Source organism: Paraburkholderia sp. GAS199, assembly GCF_050436585.1.
In the GTDB taxonomy this organism is placed as follows: Bacteria; Pseudomonadota; Gammaproteobacteria; order Burkholderiales; family Burkholderiaceae; genus Paraburkholderia.
Genome location: NZ_JBNDMM010000008.1, coordinates 205,231 through 229,633 on the forward strand (window position 1 = coordinate 205,231; position 24,403 = coordinate 229,633).

Annotated in this window: 23 protein-coding genes; 14 read left to right on the forward strand and 9 right to left on the reverse strand. The window is 64.8% G+C overall.

Features of this window, described 5'->3' with window-relative positions; all coding sequences use genetic code 11:
* From P3T18_RS27815 to P3T18_RS27840, 6 genes are all read right to left on the reverse strand, one after another.
* Positions 1 to 591, reverse strand: a complete 591-nt coding sequence (locus tag P3T18_RS27815) for a DUF2946 family protein (protein ID WP_429303171.1) — start codon at positions 589 to 591, stop codon at positions 1 to 3.
* Entirely contained in the window at positions 584 to 1,678 is a 1,095-nt protein-coding gene (locus tag P3T18_RS27820) for a YheT family hydrolase (RefSeq protein ID WP_429303172.1), read from the reverse strand. The genes P3T18_RS27815 and P3T18_RS27820 overlap by 8 nt, the downstream gene beginning before the upstream one ends.
* A 55-nt stretch (positions 1,679 to 1,733) precedes the next feature.
* Complete coding sequence (locus tag P3T18_RS27825) at positions 1,734 to 2,180, reverse strand: nuclear transport factor 2 family protein (RefSeq protein WP_429303173.1); 447 nt, start codon at positions 2,178 to 2,180, stop codon at positions 1,734 to 1,736.
* A 181-nt stretch (positions 2,181 to 2,361) separates the two neighbouring features.
* Entirely contained in the window at positions 2,362 to 3,387 is a 1,026-nt protein-coding gene (gene waaF, locus P3T18_RS27830) for a lipopolysaccharide heptosyltransferase II (RefSeq protein WP_429303174.1), read from the reverse strand.
* Between the two features lie 179 nt (positions 3,388 to 3,566).
* Positions 3,567 to 3,761, reverse strand: coding sequence for a zinc-finger domain-containing protein (locus P3T18_RS27835; protein WP_408494021.1), 195 nt, complete (start codon positions 3,759 to 3,761; stop codon positions 3,567 to 3,569).
* 75 nt (positions 3,762 to 3,836) lie between these two features.
* The gene (locus tag P3T18_RS27840) at positions 3,837 to 4,760 is read right to left on the reverse strand and encodes a branched-chain amino acid transaminase (RefSeq protein ID WP_429303175.1); all 924 of its coding nucleotides are present in this window, start codon (positions 4,758 to 4,760) and stop codon (positions 3,837 to 3,839) included.
* A 284-nt stretch (positions 4,761 to 5,044) separates the two neighbouring features.
* Between P3T18_RS27840 and P3T18_RS27845 the strand changes: the two genes are divergently transcribed.
* The 9 genes from P3T18_RS27845 to P3T18_RS27885 all read left to right on the forward strand — a co-directional run bounded on the left by P3T18_RS27845 (position 5,045) and on the right by P3T18_RS27885 (position 14,749).
* Positions 5,045 to 5,791, forward strand: a complete 747-nt coding sequence (locus P3T18_RS27845; protein ID WP_429303176.1) for an AzlC family ABC transporter permease — start codon at positions 5,045 to 5,047, stop codon at positions 5,789 to 5,791.
* On the forward strand, positions 5,788 to 6,111 hold the full coding sequence (locus P3T18_RS27850) for an AzlD domain-containing protein (RefSeq protein ID WP_429303177.1): 324 nt from the start codon (positions 5,788 to 5,790) through the stop codon (positions 6,109 to 6,111). Before P3T18_RS27845 ends, P3T18_RS27850 begins: the two co-directional genes overlap by 4 nt.
* Before the next feature lie 272 nt (positions 6,112 to 6,383).
* Positions 6,384 to 7,577, forward strand: a complete 1,194-nt coding sequence (locus tag P3T18_RS27855; protein ID WP_429303178.1) for a phosphoglycerate kinase — start codon at positions 6,384 to 6,386, stop codon at positions 7,575 to 7,577.
* Between the two features lie 430 nt (positions 7,578 to 8,007).
* A complete protein-coding gene (gene pyk / locus P3T18_RS27860; protein ID WP_429303179.1) occupies positions 8,008 to 9,444 on the forward strand; it encodes a pyruvate kinase in 1,437 nt (478 codons plus the stop codon).
* 307 nt (positions 9,445 to 9,751) lie between these two features.
* Positions 9,752 to 10,816, forward strand: coding sequence for a class II fructose-bisphosphate aldolase (gene fba / locus P3T18_RS27865; protein ID WP_429303180.1), 1,065 nt, complete (start codon positions 9,752 to 9,754; stop codon positions 10,814 to 10,816).
* A gap of 133 nt (positions 10,817 to 10,949) precedes the next feature.
* Positions 10,950 to 11,840, forward strand: a complete 891-nt coding sequence (locus tag P3T18_RS27870) for a phosphoribosylaminoimidazolesuccinocarboxamide synthase (protein ID WP_429303181.1) — start codon at positions 10,950 to 10,952, stop codon at positions 11,838 to 11,840.
* Between the two features lie 30 nt (positions 11,841 to 11,870).
* A complete protein-coding gene (purE, locus tag P3T18_RS27875; RefSeq protein WP_429303182.1) occupies positions 11,871 to 12,389 on the forward strand; it encodes a 5-(carboxyamino)imidazole ribonucleotide mutase in 519 nt (172 codons plus the stop codon).
* A gap of 100 nt (positions 12,390 to 12,489) precedes the next feature.
* Complete coding sequence (locus P3T18_RS27880) at positions 12,490 to 13,686, forward strand: 5-(carboxyamino)imidazole ribonucleotide synthase (protein ID WP_429303183.1); 1,197 nt, start codon at positions 12,490 to 12,492, stop codon at positions 13,684 to 13,686.
* 10 nt (positions 13,687 to 13,696) lie between these two features.
* Positions 13,697 to 14,749, forward strand: coding sequence for an L-threonylcarbamoyladenylate synthase (locus P3T18_RS27885; RefSeq protein WP_429303184.1), 1,053 nt, complete (start codon positions 13,697 to 13,699; stop codon positions 14,747 to 14,749).
* 137 nt (positions 14,750 to 14,886) lie between these two features.
* On the opposite strand, the gene P3T18_RS27890 is transcribed toward P3T18_RS27885, so the two are convergent.
* The 3 genes from P3T18_RS27890 to dacB all read right to left on the reverse strand — a co-directional run bounded on the left by P3T18_RS27890 (position 14,887) and on the right by dacB (position 19,118).
* Positions 14,887 to 16,137, reverse strand: coding sequence for an SGNH/GDSL hydrolase family protein (locus tag P3T18_RS27890; RefSeq protein WP_429303185.1), 1,251 nt, complete (start codon positions 16,135 to 16,137; stop codon positions 14,887 to 14,889).
* Positions 16,138 to 16,230: 93 nt separating this feature from the next.
* Positions 16,231 to 17,184 (reverse strand): sterol desaturase family protein, encoded by a 954-nt coding sequence (locus P3T18_RS27895; protein WP_429303186.1) that lies wholly within the window; start codon positions 17,182 to 17,184, stop codon positions 16,231 to 16,233.
* A 209-nt stretch (positions 17,185 to 17,393) separates the two neighbouring features.
* Positions 17,394 to 19,118: a D-alanyl-D-alanine carboxypeptidase/D-alanyl-D-alanine endopeptidase gene (gene dacB / locus P3T18_RS27900; protein WP_429303187.1), complete on the reverse strand. Its 1,725-nt coding sequence runs from the start codon at positions 19,116 to 19,118 to the stop codon at positions 17,394 to 17,396.
* Positions 19,119 to 19,297: 179 nt separating this feature from the next.
* Here dacB and P3T18_RS27905 point away from each other — a divergent pair, with 179 nt between their 5' ends.
* From P3T18_RS27905 to P3T18_RS27925, 5 genes are all read left to right on the forward strand, one after another.
* Complete coding sequence (locus P3T18_RS27905) at positions 19,298 to 19,960, forward strand: response regulator (protein ID WP_429303188.1); 663 nt, start codon at positions 19,298 to 19,300, stop codon at positions 19,958 to 19,960.
* A 4-nt stretch (positions 19,961 to 19,964) separates the two neighbouring features.
* Positions 19,965 to 21,266 carry an ATP-binding protein gene (locus tag P3T18_RS27910; RefSeq protein ID WP_429303189.1) on the forward strand — a complete coding sequence of 434 codons (1,302 nt, stop codon included), beginning with the start codon at positions 19,965 to 19,967 and terminating at the stop codon, positions 21,264 to 21,266.
* A 182-nt stretch (positions 21,267 to 21,448) separates the two neighbouring features.
* Entirely contained in the window at positions 21,449 to 22,978 is a 1,530-nt protein-coding gene (locus tag P3T18_RS27915) for a DegQ family serine endoprotease (protein ID WP_429303190.1), read from the forward strand.
* A gap of 312 nt (positions 22,979 to 23,290) precedes the next feature.
* A complete protein-coding gene (locus P3T18_RS27920) occupies positions 23,291 to 23,788 on the forward strand; it encodes a carboxypeptidase regulatory-like domain-containing protein (protein WP_429303191.1) in 498 nt (165 codons plus the stop codon).
* 204 nt (positions 23,789 to 23,992) lie between these two features.
* Positions 23,993 to 24,379: a DUF427 domain-containing protein gene (locus tag P3T18_RS27925; RefSeq protein ID WP_429303192.1), complete on the forward strand. Its 387-nt coding sequence runs from the start codon at positions 23,993 to 23,995 to the stop codon at positions 24,377 to 24,379.
* Positions 24,380 to 24,403: the final 24 nt, after the last annotated feature.

Sequence of the window (24,403 nt, forward strand, 5' to 3'; positions counted from 1 at the left end):
TCACCCGGCGGGATTGCCGGCGGCTTTAGCAGCCGGACTTGCCACGAAGCCGAAGCGTTCAGCCACGTCCGCGCGCCGTACGGCCCGGAGCGGCAGCACCTGGCCGTGCCATGAAAACGTGCCGCTCGCCGCGCTGTCGTCGGCAATCTCGGCGTGCTCGGAAAACACGTCGAGATCGTGATCGTGCAGCACCGCGATTCGCGGGGGCGTGGCGCGGTCGGCGAACAGAATGCCGCCTTCGTCGTCGATAAAGACGGCCGAGGGCTCGAACGCGCCGCCGGCCTGATCGGTCAGCGAAAGCGCGGCCTGCGAATCGGCGGACAGGCGCACCACCCACGGCGTATAAGCGAGTTCGACGTACACCCGCTGCGGGCCGTTCTGAAAGAACCACTGGCCGAGTTCGTCGGCGTCGTAATTGCGGTTGATGAAGCCGAGCAAGGCTTCGTGCCGGATCGGTTCGCCGAGCGCGCCGCTCGCCTGTGCCGCTTCGTCGCGCATGCGCCAGTTGCCGCGCCGGTCGAGCAGCAGCCAGCCGGTGCAACTCGGCACGTTGGGCCACTTGGCCAGCGCCTGCCTGACGATGTCATCCATGATCGACGTGTCGCTCCAGATAGCCGAATACGCGCCGCGACAGCCAGTCGATGCGGCCGGGGAACGGTCCGGTCATAAAACCGGCGTGACCGCCGTGTTTGGGTTGATCGAGTTCCACCGCAGCCGACACCTCGTGCCGGGACGGCAACACTTCGGCGGGCAGAAACGGGTCGTTGCGGGCGTTCAGCACCAGCGTCGGCACGGCGATGCCCGGCAGCAGAGGCCGCGTGGTCGCGCTGCTCCAGTAGTCGTCGGTATTGCGGAAGCCGTGCAGCGGCGCGGTGACCACGTTGTCGAACTCGTACATCGTGCGGCTCGCGAGCATGGCGTTGCGATCGAACAGGCCGGGAAACTGCACCAGCTTCTGGTCGGCCTTCTGCTTCAGCGTTTTGAGGAAGCTGCGCGTATAGACCATGCCGAAACCTTGCGACAGCGCGCGACCGCCGGCGTGCACGTCGATCGGCGTCGACACCGCCGCGGCCGCCGAGATGACCGACGCCGCGTCTTCGCGCCGCTCGCCGAGCCAGCGCAGCAGCACGTTGCCGCCGAGCGAAACGCCGGCCGCCACGATCGGACCGCGATGCGCGGCGCGCAGGCGCCGCAACACCCAGTCGACTTCGTTGCTGTCGGCCAGATGATAGAAGCGCGGCAGCAGATTCAGCTCGCCGCTGCAGCTGCGAAAGTGCGGGACCACGCCATGCCAGCCATACTCGCGCGCGGCGGACATCAGCGTGGCCGCGTAGTGCGAGCCCGAGCTTCCTTCGAGACCGTGAAACAGCACGAACAGCGGCGCGTCGGGCGCGGGAAGTTGTGGCGGCGAGGCAGGCGAGGCGGACGGGCCGACGGTCTGGCCGTCGTGCACGACCCAGTCGAGATCGATGAAGTCGCCGTCGGGCGTGTTCCAGCGCTCGCGCTGGAAACTCACGGCCGGACGCCGCGCGAACAGCGACGGCACGATGGTCTGCACGTGACGGTTCGGCAACCAGAGCGGCGCGCGATAGAGTAGATCGACAGCCGCCTCGACGGCGGCGGCCGCGCGCGCCGCGCCGGAGGAAGCGGATTCATCGTGCCTGCGGGGCGTGCTCATGCTGCATCTACGCAAAAATTAAAACGGACAGAAAACCCGATACGACAAGCGCGTGTCAGTGCAGCGAGCCCTGGCCGTGCCGCATCTTGGTGGCGAACTGGCTGGCGGTTTCGTTCGGCATCGGGCTAGCGTGAATGTGCGCGATACGCCATTCGCCGCGCTCGTGGACCATGACGTACGTGGTGAAGACCATGTTCGGCGCGGCCTTCGGGTCGGCTGGGCGGTGCGCTTCGGCGATTGCGTAGACGACTGTGCCGAGGCTGTCGTAGACACGGATATCGAGCGGTTCGATCGAGACGGGCGCGGCTTCGAGCTGGATCTGCAAGCCGGCGCGAATGCTGTCCAGGCCGTGCAGGTGCGAGCCGTCGGCGCAAATGCAGCTGACGAATTCTTCGTCGATCCACAGGCCCATCAAGCTGTCGATATTCACTTCGGCGACCGCCTGGTAATAGGCGTTCAGCGTGTCGGCGGCGGCTTCGAAGATATGGGCAAAACGTGGCATGGCTCGTCGGTCTCTTGTGCGCGGCGCGCGGTTGCGGGGCAGCGGTCAGGGTGACAGTCCGGCGCACCGGACGATCGCTTCTGAACGCGAGCATGCCCGCGCCGCGAGGCGCAAACATGACGCGACGCGCTCAGAAGCGTGCGGTGTTGCGTGCTAGGTGTTGCGCGCGAATGTGAGCCGGTCAGCGTTGCGCCAGCAGCATGCCGCGCAGATCGCCGAACACCTGCTCGGCGCTCAGTTGCTTCAGGCAGTTCAGATGCCCGAGCGGACACTCGCGCTCGAAACAGGGGCTACATTCGAGATGAAGCCATTGTACCTTCGCAAGCTCCGACAAGGGCGGCGTGTGGCGCGGATCGGTCGAACCGTACACCGCCACCAGCGGCCGGCGCAGCGCCGCGGCCACGTGCATCAGGCCGGAGTCGTTGGTGACGACCGCGTTGGCTCGCGAGATCAGCGCGCAGGCTTCGCCCAGCGCGGTCTGACCGCACAGGTTGCGCACGTTCGGCGCCTTTTCGGCGATGGCCTGCGCGAGCGGCGCGTCTTTGGGCGAACCGAGCGCGACGATCTGCGTGTACGGGAACGACTGTCCGACCATTTGCGCCAGCGCGGCGAAATGCTCCGGCGGCCAACGCTTGGCCGGGCCGTATTCGGCGCCGGGGCAGAACACCAGCAGCGGCACGCGCGTATCGAGATTGAAGCGCGCCGAGACGCGCGACGCTTCGTTCAGGTCGGCGTCGAGGCGCGGCATGGGCAGGTCGTCGGGAACCTTGGCGCCGGGCGCGTAGGCGAGGGCGGCGTAATGGCCGACCATCGGCGGACGCTCGTCCTTGCGCGGATTCGCATGCCGCACGTTCAGCAGGCCGTAGCGGCTCTCGCCGGTATAGCCGATGCGCAGCCGGATGCCGGCCATCCACGGAATCAGCGCCGATTTGAGCGAATTCGGCAGCACGTAGGCCGCGTCGTAGCCGACGTCGCGCAAGTCGCTCGACAGTTGCCAGCGGCGCAGCATCTGCAGCTTGCCGTGCGCCAGATCGGTCGCGTAGACGTCGCGGATTTCAGGCATGCGTTCGAGCACGGGCGCAACCCACGAGGGCGCGACCGCGTCGATCACGATGCGCGGATGCAATTTCACGAGGCGCGCAAAAAGCGGCTGCGCCATCAATGCGTCACCGATCCAGTTCGGTGCGATAACCAACGCGCGACGCATCAGAGTGAGTGTCCGGTGTCGAAACGAAACGCCGCGCCATTTATGGGCGTGACGTTCGGATAGGTAAAAGGGAACGGGCTGCGGGCCGGCGCGCCCAGCAAGGGCGAACCGGGCAGCCGGCGAATCGCGGCAGTGCGCTGCAAGCGATCAGCGCTCAGTTAGTGACCCAACGTGTGCGCTCAATGACCGCGAACGACTTCGCCGTCGCGCAACTTGTAACGCGTGCCGCAATACGGGCAGCGCGCTTCGCCGTGCGTGACGTCGATAAAGACGCGCGGATGCGCGCTCCAGCGCGCCATGGCCGGGTTCGGGCAGTACGCCGGCAGGTCTTTTGCCGACAGTTCGACCAGCGGCATTTCCTTGATTTCGCTCATGGGACGTTCTCGTTGTATGCAGGGTGCGTGCGTTACGCCGCTCGATGCCATCGGCACCGGACGGCGCAGCGTGCGTTAGATCTTGGTGAGCCAGTGCGCGTATTTTTCGCTCTTGCCGTTCACGATGTCGAAGAAGCCGGCTTGCAGCTTTTCCGTGATCGGGCCGCGAGCGCCCGAGCCGATCGTGCGGTTGTCGAGTTCGCGGATGGGCGTCACTTCAGCGGCGGTGCCGGTGAAGAAGGCTTCGTCGCAGGTGTAGACCTCGTCGCGCGTGATGCGCTTTTCGATGACCTGGATGCCCGCGTCGCGCGCCAGCGTGATGACCGTGTCGCGCGTGATGCCGTCGAGGCACGAGGACAGATCCGGCGTGTACAGCTTGCCGTTGTTCACGAGGAAGAAGTTTTCGCCCGAACCTTCGGATACGTAGCCGTCGACGTCGAGCAGCAGCGCTTCGTCGTAACCGTCGGCGATGGCTTCCTGGTTCGCGAGGATCGAGTTGACGTACCAGCCCGACGCCTTGGCGCGGACCATGGACACGTTCACGTGATGGCGCGTGAACGACGAGGTTTTCACGCGGATGCCCTTGGCGAGGCCGTCTTCGCCGAGGTAGGCGCCCCACGGCCATGCCGCGATCGCCACGTGGATGGTGTTGCCCTTGGCCGACACGCCGAGCTTTTCCGAACCGACCCAGATGATCGGGCGCAGATAGCACGATTCGAGCTTGTTTTCGCGGACCACTTCGCATTGCGCGGCGGCGAGCGTTTCATGGTCGAACGGCACGTCCATCTGGAAGATCTTGGCCGAGTTCAGCAGACGCTTGGTGTGCTCCTGCAGACGGAAGATCGCGGTGCCGCCGTCGGCCGTCTTGTAGGCGCGCACGCCTTCGAAAACGCCCATGCCGTAGTGCAGGGTATGGGTGAGCACATGGATCTTGGCGTCGCGCCAGTCGATGAGCTTGCCATCCATCCAGATCTTGCCGTCGCGGTCGGCCATTGACATACGATTCTCCAGCGGGAATGTGTGAATGCCCTCAAACCTGCCGCTACGCGCCAGGCTCCCGACGGGAAAGAAAACCTGGGACAGCCCGGCGTTTTCTTTTGAGGTGTAGGTTGAAGTCCGTTATTTTAGCGTCTTTTGCACACGAAACGGGCATTTGGCCGCATGCCCGGCGCTATAATTCGGCGCACACATAATTCATATCCGGATGCGCCAGCGGGTGCTTGAAGACCTGGCGCCGACTTCCCATCGTCGTGGCGCCGCAATGCGCCCATGCGCTTCGTCTCATGCTCGCTCGCCTGTCAGATACCGATCGCCGCGCCTTCCTCGAAGGTGCGCGTGCCTATTCGCCCACCCTGATGGCGATCTTCTCGTGGGGGCTCGTGACCGGCGTCGCCATGAGCAAGTCGGTGCTCACGCTGCCGCAGGCGCTCACCATGTCGCTGCTCTGCTACGCCGGGTCGTCGCAACTGGCCGTGCTGCCGCTGCTCGCGGCCAAACTGCCGATCTGGACGGTGCTGCTCACGGCCGCCATGGTCAATACGCGTTTCGTCATTTTCAGCGTCGGCCTCGCGCCGCATTTTTCGTATCTGCCGATGTGGCGGCGCATCCTGCTCGGCTACTTCAACGGCGACGTGATCTACCTGCTGTTCCTGAAGAAAAGCTTCCCGACCGGCTATCAGCCGGGCAAGGAAGCGTATTACTGGGGCATGGCGCTGTTCAGCTGGCTCTCGTGGCAGGTGTCGTCCATCATCGGCATCCTGCTGGCGAGCCTGATCCCCGACAACTGGGGGCTCGCGCTCGCGGGCACGCTCGCCCTGCTGCCCATCATGGTGTCGGCCATCGCCACGCGCTCCACGCTGGTGGCGGTCAGCATCGCCGGGATCGTTGCGCTGCTGGCCTTCGATCTGCCTTACCGGCTCGGCCTGCCGCTGGCGGTCATCGCCGCGATCCTCGCCGGCAGCGCCGCCGACCTGATGGTCGAGCGCGCCGATCTGCGGCGTATCCGCAACCGCGCCGGAGAATCCCGATGACATCCACGCAAATCTGGCTCGCCATTTTCGGCATGACCATCGTCACCACCGTGACACGCGCCATGTTTCTAATCGGTGGCGAACGCACCGTGCTGCCGGCGCGCGTGCAGCGCATGCTGCGCTACGCACCGGCCGCGGCGCTGGCTGCCGTGGTTCTGCCCGACGTGCTGGCAACGCCCGACGGCCTGTCGTTCGCGCCGTCCAACCACGAGTTCTACGCAACGCTCGCCGGTCTGGCGTGGTTTTTGTGGCGCCGCACCATGCTAGGCACGATCGTCGTCGGAATGATCGTCTTCACGCTGATGCGGCTCTTCGTCTGATTGAGCAGGCTGGAAATGTTGCAGTGCGACATGTCTTGTCCGCCCATCAAATACGGGACATTCGCCGGGGCGCGGGTCAGAAGGCAGTGCGGATCAGTTAAAATGCCTGTTTCCGGGATAAGCGCGCAAGTGCACGGCGCGACCGCCGCGGCTCTCGCCGCCGGCACCCGATTCAGTGGAGCCGCTGCTATGTCGAAGCGCTGGAGTTCATTGCGCTGGCTGGTAGCGCGTCGTCCGCCACCGCCTTCTCATCAACTCGCACACAAACGCCCATGAACAAGGTATTGCGTCTCTCCGATCTGATCGCCGAAGGCAAACTATCCGGCAAACGCGTGTTCATCCGCGCCGATCTGAACGTGCCGCAGGACGACCAAGGTAACATCACCGAAGACACCCGTATCCGCGCCTCCGTGCCGGCCATCAAGGCCGCGCTCGACGCCGGCGCCGCCGTGATGGTCACGTCGCACCTAGGCCGTCCCACCGAAGGCGCGTTCAAGCCCGAAGATTCGCTCGCGCCAGTCGCGAAGCGCCTCGCCGACCTGCTCGGCCGCGACGTGCCGCTGGTCGCGAACTGGGTCGAAAACGGCGTGAACGTGGCGCCGGGCCAGGTCGTGCTGCTGGAAAACTGCCGCGTCAACAAGGGCGAAAAGAAAGATTCCGACGAGCTCGCGCAGAAAATGGCGAAGCTCTGCGACATCTACGTGAACGACGCATTCGGCACGGCGCACCGCGCCGAAGCCACCACCCACGGCATCGCGAAGTACGCGGCCGTTGCCTGCGCCGGCCCGCTGCTGGCCGCCGAACTCGAAGCGCTCGGCAAGGCGCTGGGCGCGCCGAAGCGTCCGCTGGTGGCGATCGTCGCCGGCTCGAAGGTGTCCACCAAGCTGACCATTCTGAAATCGCTGGCCGACAAGGTCGATCAATTGATTGTCGGCGGCGGCATCGCCAATACGTTCATGCTGGCCGCCGGTCTGAAAATCGGCAAGTCGCTGGCCGAAGCCGATCTGCTCGACGAAGCCAAGGCGATCATCGAAGCCGCCAAGGCGCGCGGCGCGTCGGTGCCGATTCCCGTCGACGTGGTCACGGCCAAAGAATTTTCGCCGACCGCCAAGGCGGAAATCAAGGCAGTGGCCGACGTTCAAGACGACGACATGATCCTCGACATCGGACCGGAAACCGCGAAGACACTCGCCTCGCAACTGGAAAAGGCCGGCACGATCGTATGGAACGGCCCGGTCGGCGTGTTCGAATTCGACCAGTTCGGCAACGGCACGAAGACATTGGCGGACGCGATCGCCAAGTCGTCGGCGTTTTCGATCGCAGGCGGCGGCGACACGCTCGCGGCCATCGCCAAGTACGGCATCCACGACAAGATCAGCTACATCTCGACGGGCGGCGGCGCCTTCCTCGAGTTCCTCGAAGGCAAGAAGCTGCCCGCCGTCGAAGTCCTGGAATCGCGGGCTTAACGTGGCGACGCGCTCCCCAACGGCAAAGTCTGCAAAGGCCCGTGGCAACAAGCCGCGCAGCACCGCAGCAACGACGGCAGGGGAGCGCGCAGTACGCTCCACCGCCGCAGCGGCCGCGCCCGAAACGGCGGCCGATCAGCAACAGCTTGAAAACGGCTCGTCTCCCGCTGTCGCGGAGTTGACCACTGCCAGCGACCCGGCGGAATCGTCCCACCAGGGACATACCGCCGAAGCGCAGGCAGAACTCCTCGACGGCGAAGTCGCGCTCGCCCCTCCGCCGGTACTTCGCGTGCCGGTATCGAACACCGCTTCACACCATAAAGCGACGCTGGTTTCAACCGGCGCGCCCCCGGCAGCATCTTTCGGTGCGCAGCCTCCGCATCCGACTCGCAGCGCTCTTTCCAGCGATCTCACCCAGACGAGGAGACTCATGCATCGCGCCACCAAGATTGTCGCAACCATCGGACCGGCATCCAGCACGCCGGAAATCCTGCTGCAAATGATTCAGGCAGGACTCGATGTGGTGCGACTCAATTTTTCGCACGGCACTGCCGACGACCACCGCCAGCGCGCCGAATTCGTGCGCGAGGCGGCTCGCCAGGCCGGTCGCGAAGTCGCCATCATGGCTGATCTGCAAGGCCCGAAGATTCGGGTCGGCAAGTTCGAAAACGGCAAGGTCACGCTGGTGGCCGGCGAGCCGTTCATTCTCGACGCCGACTGCGAACTCGGTAACGAACAACGCGCTGGTCTCGACTACAAGGATCTGCCGCGCGACCTGAAGGGCGGCGACGTGCTGCTGCTCAACGACGGCCTGATCGTGCTGAACGTGGCCCGCGTGATCGGCAACGAGATTCACACGATCGTGAAGATCGGCGGCGAACTCTCGAACAACAAGGGCATCAATCGCCAGGGCGGCGGTTTGTCGGCGCCGGCGCTGACAGCCAAAGACATGGAAGACATCCGTACGGCGATGTCGCTCGGCGTGGACTTCGTGGCCGTGTCGTTCCCGAAGAACGCCACCGACATGGAAATGGCCCGCCAACTGGCGAATATCGCCGGCGCGCCGTATGGCATCAAGCCGAAGATGATCGCCAAGATCGAGCGCGCGGAAGCGATTCCGGCGCTGCAAGGCATTCTCGACGCGTCGGACGGCATCATGGTCGCGCGCGGCGATCTGGCGGTGGAAGTCGGCAATGCCGCCGTGCCGGCGCTGCAAAAGCGCATGATCCGCATGGCGCGTGAATCGAACAAGTTCGTGATCACCGCCACGCAGATGATGGAATCGATGATCTACGCGCCGGTGCCGACGCGCGCCGAAGTGTCGGACGTCGCCAACGCGGTGCTGGACGGCACGGACGCGGTCATGTTGTCGGCGGAATCGGCGGCCGGCAAGTATCCGGTGCAAACCATCGAAACGATGGCAGCCATCTGTATCGAAGCCGAGAAGTCCGAGCAGTCGGAACTCGACAAGGATTTCCTCGACCGCACGTTCACCCGCATCGACCAGTCCATCGCGATGGGCGCGCTGTTCACGGCGTTCCACCTCGGTGCCAAGGCGATCGTCGCGCTCACCGAATCCGGCTCGACGGCGCTGTGGATGTCGCGTCACTGGACCCATGTGCCGATTTTCGCGCTCACGCCGCGCGTCGGCAGCGAGCGGGCCATGGCGCTCTACCGCAACGTCACGTCGCTGCATCTCGACACCAACACCGACCGCGACACGGCCTTGCAGCAGGCGCTGGAAACCGTGGTCAGCAAGGGTTACGCGTCGCGCGGCGACATGGTGGTGCTGACCGTCGGCGAGCCGATGGGTCAGGCCGGCGGCACCAACACGCTGAAGATCGTGCGCGTGGGCGAGCCGTATTGATTGGCTGGTGAGAGTCGTAGTTGGGCTCGGGTGAGCGTTCAGGCGCGAACCCGGGCCGGCAGCATTGTCTGAGACGCGGGTGAGCGAAGCGCTTGCCCGTGTCGGAAAAGATTGGCACGGGTTGTGGATCGGGTGGAGCAGGTCGTCATGCCCCGCGAGAGGCGGCGCACAGACTTCAATCGCGCATCGAAGGACACTGCGCTTTAGGGAATGTGCGCAAACGGGTATGCGGTTTGCATCCGCGATGCGATCGCCCAAAAAAAGATGCCAACGGCAAAAGATTTCGTTTCAATCTATGGAGTAAAGCATGCCTCTCGTATCAATGCGTCAACTGCTGGACCATGCCGCCGAACACGGCTATGGCATTCCGGCATTCAACGTGAACAATCTGGAGCAGGTTCAGGCCATCATGGCCGCGGCCGACAAGGTCAACGCCCCGGTCATCATGCAGGCGTCGGCCGGCGCGCGGAAGTACGCGGGCGAGCCGTTCCTGCGTCATCTGATCGAAGCGGCGGTCGAGTCGTATCCGCATATTCCGGTCGTGATGCACCAGGATCACGGGCAGTCGCCGGCAGTGTGCATGGCGGCCATCCGCAGCGGTTTCACCAGCGTGATGATGGACGGCTCGCTGGAAGCGGACGGCAAGACCGTGGCGTCGTACGAGTACAACGTCGAGGTGTCGCGTAAAGTGGTGGAAGCGGCGCATTCGATCGGCATCACGGTGGAAGCCGAACTGGGCGTGCTCGGTTCGCTGGAAACCATGAAGGGCGACAAGGAAGACGGTCACGGCGCGGAAGGCACCATGACGCGCGAGCAACTGCTGACCGACCCGGAACAGGCCGCCGATTTCGTCAAGCAGACCCAGTGCGACGCGCTCGCCATCGCAATCGGCACTTCGCACGGCGCGTACAAGTTCAGCAAGAAGCCGACGGGCGATATCCTGTCGATCCAGCGCATCAAGGAAATTCACCAGCGCATTCCGAACACGCACCTGGTGATGCACGGTTCGTCGTCGGTGCCGCAGGAACTGCTCGCTGAAATCCGCGAATTCGGCGGCGACATGAAGGAAACCTACGGCGTGCCGGTCGAGGAAATCCAGGAAGGCATCAAGCACGGCGTGCGCAAGGTCAACATCGACACCGACCTGCGTCTGGCAATCACGGGTGCGATCCGCCGCTACATGGCGACCAATCCGGGCAAGTTCGATCCGCGCGATTACCTGAAGCCGGCGCGTGAAGCCGCGATGAAAATCTGCATCGAGCGCTACATGCAATTCGGCTGCGAAGGTCAGGCTGGCAAGATCAAGGCGGTCTCGCTTGATAAAATCGCGGAGAAATACAAGTCGGGCGAGCTTGCGCAAGTCGTCCGCTAGGCTATAACCAAGCTCTAGGCCTGGCCGAAAGGCCAGGTTGTCGTTAGATCGCCGTTCCCGCATCATCCGGGGAACGGCGTTTCCCTTTTGTTCCGGTCATACTTTTTGTCCTATTTTTAGCGAAGCCACGACGATGTCTACCCTTTACGAATCCACGCTCCACTCGCTGCCGCTGCTCGGCCGCGGTAAAGTCCGCGACAACTATGCGGTGGGCAACGACCAGTTGCTGATCGTCACGACCGACCGTCTGTCGGCGTTCGACGTCATCATGGGCGAGCCGATTCCGAATAAGGGCCGTGTGCTCAACGAAATGGCGAACTTCTGGTTCGAGAAGCTCAAGCACGTGGTGCCGAACCATCTGACGGGCGTGGCGCCCGAATCCGTGGTGGCGGCGGACGAAGTCGAGCAGGTGAAGGGCCGCGCGGTCGTGGTCAAGCGTCTCGAACCGATTCTGGTCGAAGCCGTGGTGCGCGGCTATCTGGCCGGCAGCGGCTGGAAAGACTACCAGGCCACCGGTTCGGTGTGCGGCGTGGAACTGCCGCCGGGTCTGCAGAACGCGCAAAAGCTGCCCGAGCCGATCTTCACGCCGGCGGCCAAGGCCGAAATGGGTCACCACGACGAAAACATCACCTACAACGAAATGGAACGCCGCATCGGCACCGAACTGTCGGCCACGATCCGCGACATCTCCATCAAGCTGTACAAGGAAGCCGCAGACTATGCCGCCACGCGCGGCATCATCATCGCGGACACGAAATTCGAATTCGGTCTGGACAATCACGGCAAGCTCTACCTCATGGATGAAGCGCTGACCGCCGATTCCTCGCGCTTCTGGCCGGCCGACCAGTATCAGGTCGGCACCAATCCGCCGTCGTTCGACAAGCAGTTCGTGCGCGACTGGCTCGAAACCCAGCCGTGGAAGAAAGAGCCGCCGGCGCCGAAGCTGCCGGACGACGTGGTCACGAAAACGGGCGAGAAGTATCAGGAAGCGCTCGAACGTCTGACCGGCCACAAGCTCGCCTGAGCACGCTCTGAAGAACAAGGAAGCCGTAACATGAGTGAAGCTCAAACCGCCCACACGCACGACGCGCCGGTCGTCGGCGTGCTCATGGGGTCCAGTTCCGATTGGGACGTCATGAAGAATGCCGTCGCGATCCTGCAGGAATTCGGCGTGCCGTACGAGGCGAAGGTCGTATCCGCGCATCGCATGCCCGACGAAATGTTTGCGTACGCCGAAGGCGCGCGCGACCGCGGCATTCGCGCCATCATTGCCGGAGCGGGCGGCGCGGCGCATCTGCCGGGCATGCTGGCCGCCAAGACCACGGTGCCGGTGCTCGGCGTGCCGGTGGCGAGCAAGTACCTGAAGGGCGTGGATTCGCTGCACTCGATCGTGCAGATGCCCAAGGGCGTGCCGGTTGCGACGTTTGCGATCGGCGAAGCGGGCGCGGCCAATGCGGCGCTGTTCGCGGTGTCGATCCTGAGCGGTACCAACACCGGTTTCGCGGAGAAACTGGCCGCGTTCCGTGTGCGCCAGAACGAAGCGGCCCACGCGATGGTGCTGCCCGCGCTGTAAGCGCGGACAATCGAAGATGTCCCCTGTCTGACCCCCGGCCGGGTGTTTCGCACGAATGCATGACCGTCTGCAAAACGCCCGGCCGCGACCGACCACTAAGATGAACCCAGACAACACACCGGTTTCACCGATTCTGCCCGGCGCATGGCTTGGCATGGTCGGTGGCGGCCAGCTCGGCCGCATGTTCTGCTTTGCCGCTCAGGCCATGGGCTATCGCGTCGCCGTGCTCGACCCGGACGAAACCAGTCCGGCAGGCACCGTGGCCGACCGCCATATTCGCGCCGCCTACGACGACGAAGCCTCGCTGACCGAACTCGCGCGCCTGTGCGCCGCGGTGTCGACCGAATTCGAGAACGTGCCGGCTGCGAGTCTCGATTTCCTCGCGAAGACGACCTTCGTGAGCCCGGCGGGCCGCTGCGTGGCCGTGGCGCAAGACCGGATCGCCGAGAAGCGTTTCATTGCTTCGTCGGGCGTGACGGTGGCGCCGCACGTGGTGATCGAGTCGTCCGACGCGCTCGCCGCGCTCAAAGACGCACAACTCGACGCCGTGCTCCCCGGCATTCTCAAGACCGCGCGCATGGGCTACGACGGCAAAGGCCAGATTCGCGTGCGTAACGCCGAAGAAGTGCGCGAGGCGCATGCGTCGCTCGCCGGCGTGCCGTGCGTACTGGAAAAGCGTCTGCCGCTGAAGTTCGAGGTGTCGGCGCTGATCGCGCGCGCGGCCAGCGGCGCGTCGGTGGTGTACCCGCTCGCGCAGAATACGCACCGCGACGGCGTGCTCTCGCACACCATCGTGCCGGCGCCGGATGCAACGCCCACGCTGGTCCAGCAGGCTCAACAGGCCGCCTTGCAGATTGCCGAGAAGCTCGGCTACGTGGGCGTGCTGTGCGTCGAATTCTTCATTCTCGAAGACGGCTCGCTGGTCGCCAACGAAATGGCGCCGCGTCCGCACAACTCCGGCCACTACACCGTGGATGCCTGCGCTACCAGCCAGTTCGAACAGCAGGTGCGCGCCATGACGGGCATGCCGCTCGGCGACACGCGTCAGCATTCGCCCGCGGTCATGCTGAACATCCTCGGCGACGTCTGGTTCCCGGACGGTCCGAAGGGCGCGGCGGTCACGCCGCCGTGGCAGGAAGTCGCCGCGATGCCGGCGGCGCGTCTGCATCTGTACGGTAAGGAAGAGGCGCGTTGCGGCCGCAAGATGGGCCACGTCAACTTCACGGCGGCCACGCTCGACGAAGCGCGTACGGCCGGTCGCGATTGCGCGCGGCTGCTGCATATCGTCACGAGCTGATACGCGCGTCATGTCCGAGCCAATCACACCTGCCGAAGGTAACGCCGCGAATCCGCTGCCCGTGAGCGCGGAGCAGATCGCGCATGCGGCCGCGCTGCTCGACGCGGGCGGTCTCGTCGCGTTTCCGACCGAAACCGTGTACGGCCTCGGCGGCGATGCCGAGAGTCCGGATGCGGTTGCACGCATCTACGCGGCGAAGGGCAGGCCGGCGAATCATCCGGTGATCGTGCATCTGGCGCCGCACGGTGACCCGAACTACTGGGTCGAGCAATTGCCGGCCGAGGCGCAGCGTCTGATCGACGCATTCTGGCCGGGGCCGCTGACCTTGATCCTGAAGCGTGCCGCGCGCATTCCCGCCGCGGTGAGCGGCGGGCAGGATTCGGTGGGTTTGCGCTGCCCGTCGCATCCGGTTGCGCAGGCCTTGCTCACGGCGTTCAGCGCGTTGCGCGGCGGCCATGGCGGCGTAGCGGCGCCGTCGGCGAACCGTTTCGGGCACGTCAGCCCGACCACCGCGCAGCATGTGCGAGACGAGTTCGGCAGCGCGATTCACGTGCTGGACGGCGGCGCGTCGGATGTCGGCATCGAATCCACGATCCTGGATCTGTCGCGTGGTTTTCCGGCTCTGCTCAGGCCGGGTCGCGTGACGCCGCAAGATATCGCCGACGTGCTCGGCGAGGCACCGCGTCTGCCCGACGGCTCCGACGCAACCGCGCCGCGCGCTTCTGGAACCCTGAAGGCGCACTACGCGCCGCGCACGCCGCTGGCCTTGCTGCCGTTCGGCGCGCTGGAGCCTTTGCTGGCGTCGCGCGAAGCGGGCGAGCGGGTGGCGCTGGTGGCGCGCGTTTCGCGCGCGGGACAGTGGGCCGACGCCGAAGGCGTGCATTTCATCGCCGCGCCTGAAGATCCGCACGCCTACGCGCGTGACTTGTACAGCCTGTTGCGGGCACTCGACCGCGCGAACGTCTCGCGTATTCTGATCGAGAAGCTGCCCGATACGATCGAATGGATCGCGGTCAACGATCGGTTGGGCCGCGCCGCGGCGGCTTTCGAAGCGCAGGGTTAAGGCGTCACAACCTGTCCGCTACGTAGCGCAAATCGGCAACACCCGCACAAACAGCAACGCCCGGCTCAATCTACGAGCCGGGCGTTCGTATCACTTCTGTCCGATGCCGGCCGATCCTCTAGCCGGCAAGCGTCAGCTTACTTCCCCAAACCCGTCGCCGCGATCTGTTGCTGGACGAATTGCGCGAACAGGGCGTGCGTGTGCGTGCTCGGGTGAACTGTGTCCGCGAACATGTAGGTCTGGTCGGCGCCGGCCACGGTGTACGTCTGCGGCGAGCAGAACAGCGACGAACCGAACTGCGCGCCGTAATCGGCCGGGCTCAGGCCGTTCGTGGCGCTCGGGTTGGCGGTGGCGTAAGCCGTGGCGTTCTTTTGCATCGCGGCCAGGTTACACGCCGTATCCGTATTCGACACCGTGAAGCCCAGCGCCTGATAGTTCGGCAACTGCTGATCCAGCCACGTGAATGCGTCGGCCACGATCACCTTGCCCGAACCGAGCAGGCCGAGGGCAGTCATCTTCTGCACGAGAATCGCGTTGAAAGCAGCGGTGATACCCGTCAGCAAGGCGGCGCTGCCCGGCGTCTTGAGGTTGGCCGCGACGCCGAGCGGCGTATTGCCGATGTCCGGCACCGTCGACACGACCACGTGCGTTGCGCCCGAATTGACGATGGTCTGAACCTGCGCGGCGAGCTGCACGGCTGCCGTTGCGATCTGCGGATTCGACAGGGTCGACAGATAGTTGACGATGTACGCCACCTGACCTGCCTGCGTGTTCGGGTACTTGCCTGCCATGACCTGCGTGACGTAATCCGTCTGCAGTGCCGCGCCGAGTGCGGTCAGGTTGGAGGTCGTGCCGGCGAACTGGAAGATGTCGTTGGCACCGCCGTTGACCAGCACGAGCTGGCCGGCGTTGAAGCTGGTGTGCGCGGCGAGGTATTGAGAGACCTGCGTCACCACCGGCACCGTGGTCGCCGCCATGTTGTTCGGCGCCCAGCCCTGGCCTTGCGCGTTGACGACGTCCGAGCCGCCCTGCGCGTAGCCGAGGCCGCCGGTCGCGACGAGCGGCTGGCCGAAGCCGCCGAGGTAAGCCGCGGTCAACGTGCCGCCGTAGTATTCGGCAACTTTCTGCGTCCAGACTTCGCCCGGATTGGTCGTGAAGCGGCCGCCGCCGAAGCTCGACTGGATCACCGGCGCATACGTGCCGACGTCCGAGAGGCTGTCGCCGAACGACACCACCTGCAACTTCACCCCGCCCGCCGGCGTGCTGCTCGCATTGTTGTTGTTATCGCTGCCGCCGCCGCACGCTGCGAGCAGGGCAAACGCGGCGCTCGCCAGAGCGATTTGCGTGGCGCGAATGAATGGGCGGTTCTTCAATGCTGATTGCTTCATGTTGACTACATCTCCTCGTATGTGTGGCCCTGATGCCATATGTGCAGGCAGCGCCCGCCGCGTCGGCGGCGTGGCGACAGCTTACAGAATCTTCTACGGCCTGCGCGTCGTTTGAAACGCGGTCGTATGATTTTCTTCGCGACTCATATTGTCAATCGGCGCAGCCGGATTGCGCTGGCAGCCGCTCTCGCGGCGACTCGCGTGATACTGGGCGGCCCATGCCGGTGGTGCGAACAGCGCACGCCATTTGTTGCGCCAGCCGCGCACGCGGGAAAAATCGTCGGCCATCGACGCCCATTCGTGGAACGTCGCCTTCAGCGGGTTGTACGTATGAAGCGGCTCGACGATGCCGTACACCGGCGCGTCGTGCGGATCTTCATCGACGTAGCTGCCGAACAGACGGTCCCAGATCACCAGCACGCCAGCGTAGTTGCGATCGATGTAGCGGTCGTTGCGCGCGTGGTGCACCCGATGGATCGACGGTGTGTTGAACACGTATTCGAGCCAGCCGAGCTTGCCGATGGCCTGCGTGTGCACGAAGAACTGGAAGCCGAGATTGATGAGCACGATTGCGACGATCTGCTTCGGCGGAAAGCCGAGCACCGCGAGCGGAACCCAGAACAGCCACATGCCCGCAACCGGATACATGAGGCTCTGACGGAACGCGGTGGAGAAATTCATCCGCTCCGAGGAGTGGTGGACGACATGCGCGGCCCACAGCCATCGAACCCGATGGCTGCACCGGTGAAACACGTAGTAGAGCAGATCCTGCACGACGAACAGCACCACGAACGACACCCAGTTCGCCTGCCACGTGGTGACGCGGTAGTGATCGTAGAAAAACGCGTAGACGGGGATGATGGCGAGCCACGCGAGCTTGTCCGCGGCCTGCTGCATTAACGCGAGCGCGGCATTGCAGAGCGTGTCGCACCAGCTATAGATTTGTGCGGCCGGGCGTGTACGCCGCAGGTGCCACGCCTCCCAGCCGATACATGCGAGAAAGACTGGCGCCATGGCGAGCAGCAGCAATTCGGCGTCGAATTGCATGGTGTCTTCCTCCGTGGTCCCTGGCCCGCTGCGTTCGCCGTTTGCCGGTCGCCGCCGCGGACATTGTCGTTATTGTTTGATTGGGCCGCGACGAAGTAACGGATGCGCGGCTTGCGCGCCACGCAACGCGTTTCACGCGCGCCTCAAACACTGCCGACAGCGTACACGCTTGGGCGCGTCGCGGCGCGCGGCTTCTATAGAAGGAATATTCAATGGCCCGCGGCCTTGTGCGGGTTTTTCCTGGGCTTCACACGCGGCTTCGCGACGGGATCGGCTGCGGAATCGGCAACCGTGCCGGCAACCGGGCTGGCAACCTTCGTGAAGCCCTGCGACGGTCCCTGATAGACCCACTCCAGCAGCGCGTCGTGTGCGGCCCGCGCGGCTTCCGAATGCGGGTCGTTGATCATGCTCACCACGACGTAACTGTTACCGTCCGCCGAAGCGACATAGCCGGCGATCGCGCGCACGTCGCGCAACGTGCCGGTCTTGATGTGCGCATTGCCGAACGCGCCCTGGTTGGTCAGGCGGTTGCGCATCGTGCCGTCCACGCCGGCAATCGGCAGCGACTCGACGAACACCTGGGCGACCGGACTCGCGTTGGCCCGCTGCAGCAGATCGGCGAGCGCGAGCGCGGTGACATGTTCGTCGCGCGACAGACCCGAGCCGTTGTCGAGCGACAGGTATTCCATGTTGATGCTGTCGCGGCGCAGGAACGCCTCGATCGCGCGCGCCGATTTCGCCGGCGTGGCGGGCGGCTTTTCTTCCGCTGCGCCGATGGTCAGAAACAGGTTGCGCGCCATCGTGTTGTTGCTGAACTTGTTGATGTCGCGAACGATATCCGACAACACCGGGCCCTGATGCGTGGCGATCAGTTTTGCGCCGACCGGCACCGGGCCGTCGTGCGTCGCGCCGTTGAATGTGCCGCCGCTTTGCTGCCAGAGCGCGAGGAAGCCGCCCGCGAAAAACGCCGAGTGGTCGAGCACGGCGACGTTGATCGTGCGCGGGCCGCAGCGCACCGAGTAGTCGCCGGCAAACGAGGCGACCACGGTGCCGTTCGGCTGCGGCGTGACGGTGGGCGAAACGGACGCGGCGTCGCCGCGGCAGGGGCCGTTGACCGCGCGCATCTGGTTGTCGATCTGCAATTGCGCGAGCGCGGGCAGCACGTCGATCGCAACGCTGCCGTCGGGCGACGGCGTGAGCGTGAACGACAGCGACTTGAACGCGTACAGCAGCGGATCGGGGCCGACGTTGTACGGCGCGCTGGCGTCGTCGTCGAAGGGCGGCAGGTCGCGCGTGGACGCATCGAAGAAACGCTTGTCGAGCACCAGTGCGCCGTCGATGCCGTTGATGCCCGCCTTGTGGATCTTCTGCACCAGGTCGATCAGTTCTTCCGGCACGAGCTTCGGGTCGCCGGTGCCCTGAATGTACAGATTGCCGTGCAGCACGCCGTTGCCGTCTACCGTGCCGTCCGCGTATGCACTCGTGCGCCAGCGATAGTCCGGGCCGAGAATCGACAGGCCGGAATAGGTGGTGACGAGCTTCATGGTGGACGCCGGCATCATCGGCTTGCCGGCGTTCAGTGCGACGATCGGCGTGCGATCACCCACTTTCTCCACCACCACGCTGATCGACGACAAAGGCACGTGTGCGCGTTGCAGACCCAGCATCACCGGCGCGGGCAGAACGGTCGTGACGTTGACGCTCGGATGCGCAGCCTTGACGCGCGCTTGCGCGCTAACCGGCAGCAGCGCGGCACTGCCGAGCGTGGCGCAGGCCAGCAGCAAGGCCAGCGCGCGCGGCGCCGCGGCGCGGGTCCTGGCGCGAACCGGTAAATCGTCAGCGGGGAACGCAGAGGAAGCGAAAGCGGAAAAACCGCGGCGAAGCGCCAGACGGCGAACGAAGGGAACGGCGGAAGACAGAAAAGCGTGCGTCATGGACGGGCGGTCGGGCAAAGTTGCGAGGCGTCGGGCGCGTGGTTCGCCGGACGCCGCGAAGCAAAGCGCCCATTGTAGTGACATGCCGCCGCGCTGCGGTGAAAAAGCGTCGCGCGGCGCGTACGCTGTTGCTGGGCGCTAGAATGCGGCATCGATGAATGAATCAGGATTGTGATGTCATGCGCATATTGCTAGTCGAAGACGACCGGATGATCGCCGAAGGCGTGCGCAAGGCGTTGCGCGGCGAAGGCTTCGCGGTGGACTGGGTGGAAGACGGCGAGTCGGCGCTCAGCGCGGCGTCGAGCCAACCTTACGATCTCGTGCTGCTCGATCTAGGTCTGCCCAAACGCGACGGTCTCGACGTGTTGCGCACGCTGCGCGCGCGAGGTCACGCGCTGCCGGTGCTGATCGTCACGGCGCGCGACGCGGTGGCCGATCGCGTCAAAGGTCTCGACGCCGGCGCCGACGACTACCTCGTCAAACCCTTCGACCTCGACGAACTGGGCGCCCGTATGCGCGCGCTGATTCGCCGTCAGTCGGGCCGCAGCGATTCGACGATACGTCACGGCAATCTCACGCTCGATCCGGCCTCGCATCAGGTCACGCTCGACGGCGCGCCGGTCGCGTTGTCGGCGCGCGAATTCGCGTTGCTGGAAGCGCTGATCGCGCGGCCTGGCGCCGTGCTGTCGAAGAGCCAGCTCGAAGAAAAAATGTACGGCTGGGGCGAGGAAATCGGCAGCAATACGGTCGAGGTCTACATTCACGCGCTGCGCAAGAAACTCGGCGCCGAACTGATTCGCAACGTACGCGGCCTCGGCTACATGATCGCGAAGGACGCCTGAGCCGATGCGTTCGATTCGCCGTCAATTGCTCGTGTGGCTGCTCGCGCTGGTGTTGCTCGGCGTCGGCATTGCGGGTTGGCTGATTTACCGGCAGGCGCTTGCCGAAGCCAACGAACTGTTCGATTACCAGCTGGAGCAGATCGCCGCCGCGCTGCCGTCCGAGCCGTTCTCGCAGGTACTCGGTTCGCGCGATACCGGCGACGAGGGCATCGTCCTGCAGATCTGGAATCGCAATGGCGTGCTGATGTATTACTCGCGGCCGCGTGCGCCGCTCGCGCCGCGCGCCGAACTCGGCTTCTCGACCGAACACACCGAACGCGGCGACTGGCGCGTCTACGGCGCGATCGTCGGCGATAACGTCGTGCAACTCGCGCAGCCGTTGTCGGTGCGTAACAAGCTCGCGGCCAACGTCGCATTGCGGACCTTGTGGCCGCTCATCGTGCTGCTGCCGCTGATGGGCGCGGCCGTGTGGATCATCGTCGGGCGTGGTCTGAGGCCGTTGCGTCGCGTGGCCACGGCGCTCGACGCGCGGCATCCCGAGGCGCTCGATTCTCTGCCCGACCAGCGCCTGCCGCTCGAAGTCCAGCCGCTGGTGCGTGCGCTGAACGGTCTGCTGCAACGTCTCGCGACCGCGCTCGATATCCAGAAAGCGTTCGTCGCCGACGCCGCGCACGAACTGCGTACGCCGCTCGCTGCCGTGCAGATTCAGTCGCAACTGGTGGCGCGCGCGAAAGACGACGTCACGCGCAGCGAAGCGCTGGCCGACCTCCAGGCGGGCGTCACGCGCGCGACACGGCTTGCCGAACAACTGCTGGCGCTCGCCCGCTCGGAACCCGACGGGCTCGCCGCCACCGAGGCAATCGATCTGCGCGCGCTGCTACAGGATTGCGTCGGCACGTACGCGCCGCTCGCGTTGAATCGCGGCGTCGATCTGGGCATCGAGGCGAGCGAGGCGGCGACCGTGATCGGCGACGCCGAAGCGCTGCGCGTGATGTTCAACAATCTCGTCGACAACGCGGCCAAGTACACGCCGCATGGCGGTCGTGTGGACGTGAGTCTGCATGTCGAAGAAGGGCATCCGGTCGTGCGGATTGCCGATAGCGGGCCGGGCATTGCGCCGGCCGAACGCGATCGTGTGTTCGACCGTTTCTATCGCGCCGGGTCGGGCGAAAATCGCGTGCGCACTGATGTAGCCGGCACCGGTTTGGGTCTCGCCATCGTGCGCCGCATCGCCACCCAGCATCACGCCACCGTCGCGCTCGACGAATCGCCCGCGGGCGGTTTGCAGGTCACGGTGCGCTTCTAAAAAAATTCGCTGCGCATCAAATCGGTTCTGTTGGGAACGAGGCTTAAAACAGCCTTAAAAGCAGGCTCAAACGACTGAAAATACGGCTAAAACGATCTGTCGCTGCTTAAGACTCATTTAAGAGACGGCACGTACTCTTCACGTCATCCCAGAAGCCTCTTTCTCCCAGTCAGGAGTACACGATGAACGCGAAAACCTTGTCTCGCAGCGCAGTTGCCGTCGCCGTCGCCGTCGCGCTTTCCGCCGGCTATGTGGCGGGACATCGCGACGTGCCCGCGCCGCAGGTCATCGCGCCGGCGCAAGCCGCGATGATGCCGGCCGAAGCCGCCGCCAAAACCGGCATCCCCGACTTCTCCGGTCTCGTCGAAACCTACGGTCCGGCCGTCGTGAACATCAGCGCGAAGCACGTGGTCAAGCAGACCGCGCTGCGCAGTAACGGCAACGGCAATGGCAACGGCGGCGGTAACGGTCAGTTGCCGATCGACCCGAGCGATCCGTTCTACCAGTTCTACAAGCACTTCTTCGGCGGCATGCCGGGCATGCAAGGCGGCGGTGACGGTGGCGATGCGCCCGATCAGCCGAGCGCGAGCCTGGGTTCGGGATTCATCGTCAGCAATGACGGCTATATCCTGACCAACGCTCACGTGGTGGACGGCGCCAACGTCGTCACCGTCAAGCTGACCGACAAGCGCGAATTCAAGGCGAAAGTGGTCGGCGCCGACAAGCAGTCCGACGTTGCCGTGCTGAAGATCGACGCGAGCAACCTGCCGACCGTGAAGATCGGCGATCCGCGTCAGAGCAAGGTCGGTCAGTGGGTGGTGGCGATCGGCTCGCCGTATGGCTTCGACAATACCGTGACCTCGGGCATCATCAGCGCGAAATCGCGCTCGCTGCCGAACGAAAACTACACGCCGTTCATCCAGACCGACGTGCCGGTGAATCCGGGTAACTCGGGCGGTCCGCTGTTCAATCTGCAAGGCGAAGTGATCGGCATCAACTCGATGATCTACTCGCAGACGGGCGGCTTCCAGGGTCTCTCGTTCGCGATCCCGATCAACGAGGCGATCAAGGTCAAGGACGATATCGTCAAGACCGGTCACGTGAGCCGCGGCCGTCTCGGTGTGGCCGTGCAGGGTCTGAACCAGACGCTCGCCGATTCGTTCGGCATGCAGAAGCCGCAAGGCGCGCTGGTCAGCTCGGTCGATCCGGGCGGCCCGGCGGCCAAGGCCGGTCTGCAGCCGGGCGACGTGATCCTCTCGGTGAACGGCGAACCCGTGGGCGACTCGTCGAGCCTGCCGTCGCAGGTGGCCGGGCTCGCGCCGGGCAGTTCGGCGACGGTGCAGGTGTGGCGCGACAAGGCCACGAAAGATCTGAAGGTGACGATCGGTTCGCTGTCGGACGCGAAAACGGCCTCGACCGATAAAGCCGATCAGCCTACGCAACTGCAAGGCCGGCTCGGCGTCGCGGTGCGGCCGCTGACGCCGGAAGAGAAGAGCGGCGCGTCGGTCTCGCACGGTCTGCTGGTCCAGCAATCGGGCGGTGCCGCCGAGAATGCCGGCATCCAGCCGGGCGACGTGATTCTGGCGGTCAACGGCCGGCCGGTGACGAGCGTCGACCAGTTGAAGCAGATGATCACCAGCGCGGGTAACAGCATCGCGTTGCTGATCCAGCGCGACAATGCGCAGATCTTCGTGCCGGTCGATCTCGGCTAGGCGCAGCGCGGCGTCGGCGCGGTTCACCGCCATGACGATCAGGTAAGACATGCCGGCCCATTTGCACTTACTGCAGATGGGCCGGTTTTTTTTGACGGTCGACTTTGGCCGATGTCCGCGATGGGCCGCGTGCAGTCTGCGAACCGGCGGCCTGCCGCAGCGCCGGCCGCTTGTCTGGCATGCAGGTTGCGTCTCGCTAGATCCGGACTCGCCGAGGAGCCCGGCAAGGGACGAAATGCGCGTCGAACCGAAGCGCGGGCAACACGTGGACGAAGGACGAAGGCAACGAGGACACTAACAAGGAGCGAACCGATGAAAACCCAACGCAATCAGCGAAGGATCGTAGCCGCTGCGCTTTGCGCAGCGCTCACGCTCGGGCTGGCGGGCGGCGCGTATGCGCAGCAGGCAAGCGAAGTAACGGGCGGCACCACCACCGACGACAGCAGCGCGGGCAATGCCAACGGCAACGGTCTGCCGCAAGTTCAGCAGCAGGGCGATGTGTCGTTCGTATCGGGCGGCGTCGGCCAGGACGAATCGAAGGCATTGCAGCACGCGCAGAGCCAGTGGCCGCTGTCGCTGCGCTTCACCGGACCCGGTTCCGACTTTCTCGCCGACGTGCACGTGAAGGTGGTCGACGCGCACAACGGCGAAGTGCTGAGTACGACCTCGCGTGGTCCGTACATGCTGGTCAAGCTGCGTCCGGGCCGCTACACCGTGCATGCGCAGTACAAGGATCGCGATCAGTCGAAGGCGGTGACGGTGCCGGCCAAGGGCACGGCCAAGGCCGCGTTCTACTGGAACACGCAATAAGCGCGTAAGGCTCTCGGGTGCGGCCGGCCGGACGCGGAATACGCGCTGGCCGCCGCACTTGCAGCCGCGCAGTAAGGCTGCGCAAGCGGCGCAAGTTTGGCCGATAATAAAGCCACGGGCATGCCCGTGGCTTTGCTGTATGCATTGGCCGCCAAGGCCGCCCCAACGTCGATTGCAGCGATTGCAGTATTACGGAGCCGAGACATGAGCGATGCCTTGACACCTCACGGAAAGCCCGGCTCGGGCGGCCATGTCGTGACGATTTCCGGCAACAACCATCGCGTGCGCGTGATCCACGGCGGCGTGACCATGGCCGACACGCAGGCGGGGCTGACGTTGTCCGAAACCGGATTACCCGACGTCTTTTACTTTCCGCGCGAACACGTGAACATGGCGCGGCTCGAGCGGTCCACGCACACGTCGCATTGTCCGTTCAAGGGTGAAGCGTCGTATTTTCACCTGCGCACCGAAGACGGTCTGATCGAGAACGCGGTGTGGAGTTACGAGACGCCGCTCGATCAGGCTAAACAGATAGCGGGGTATCTCGCGTTTTACCCATCGCGCGTCGACCGCATCGATCAGACGTCCTGATCCGCGCTCGCGAGTCTAAGGGAG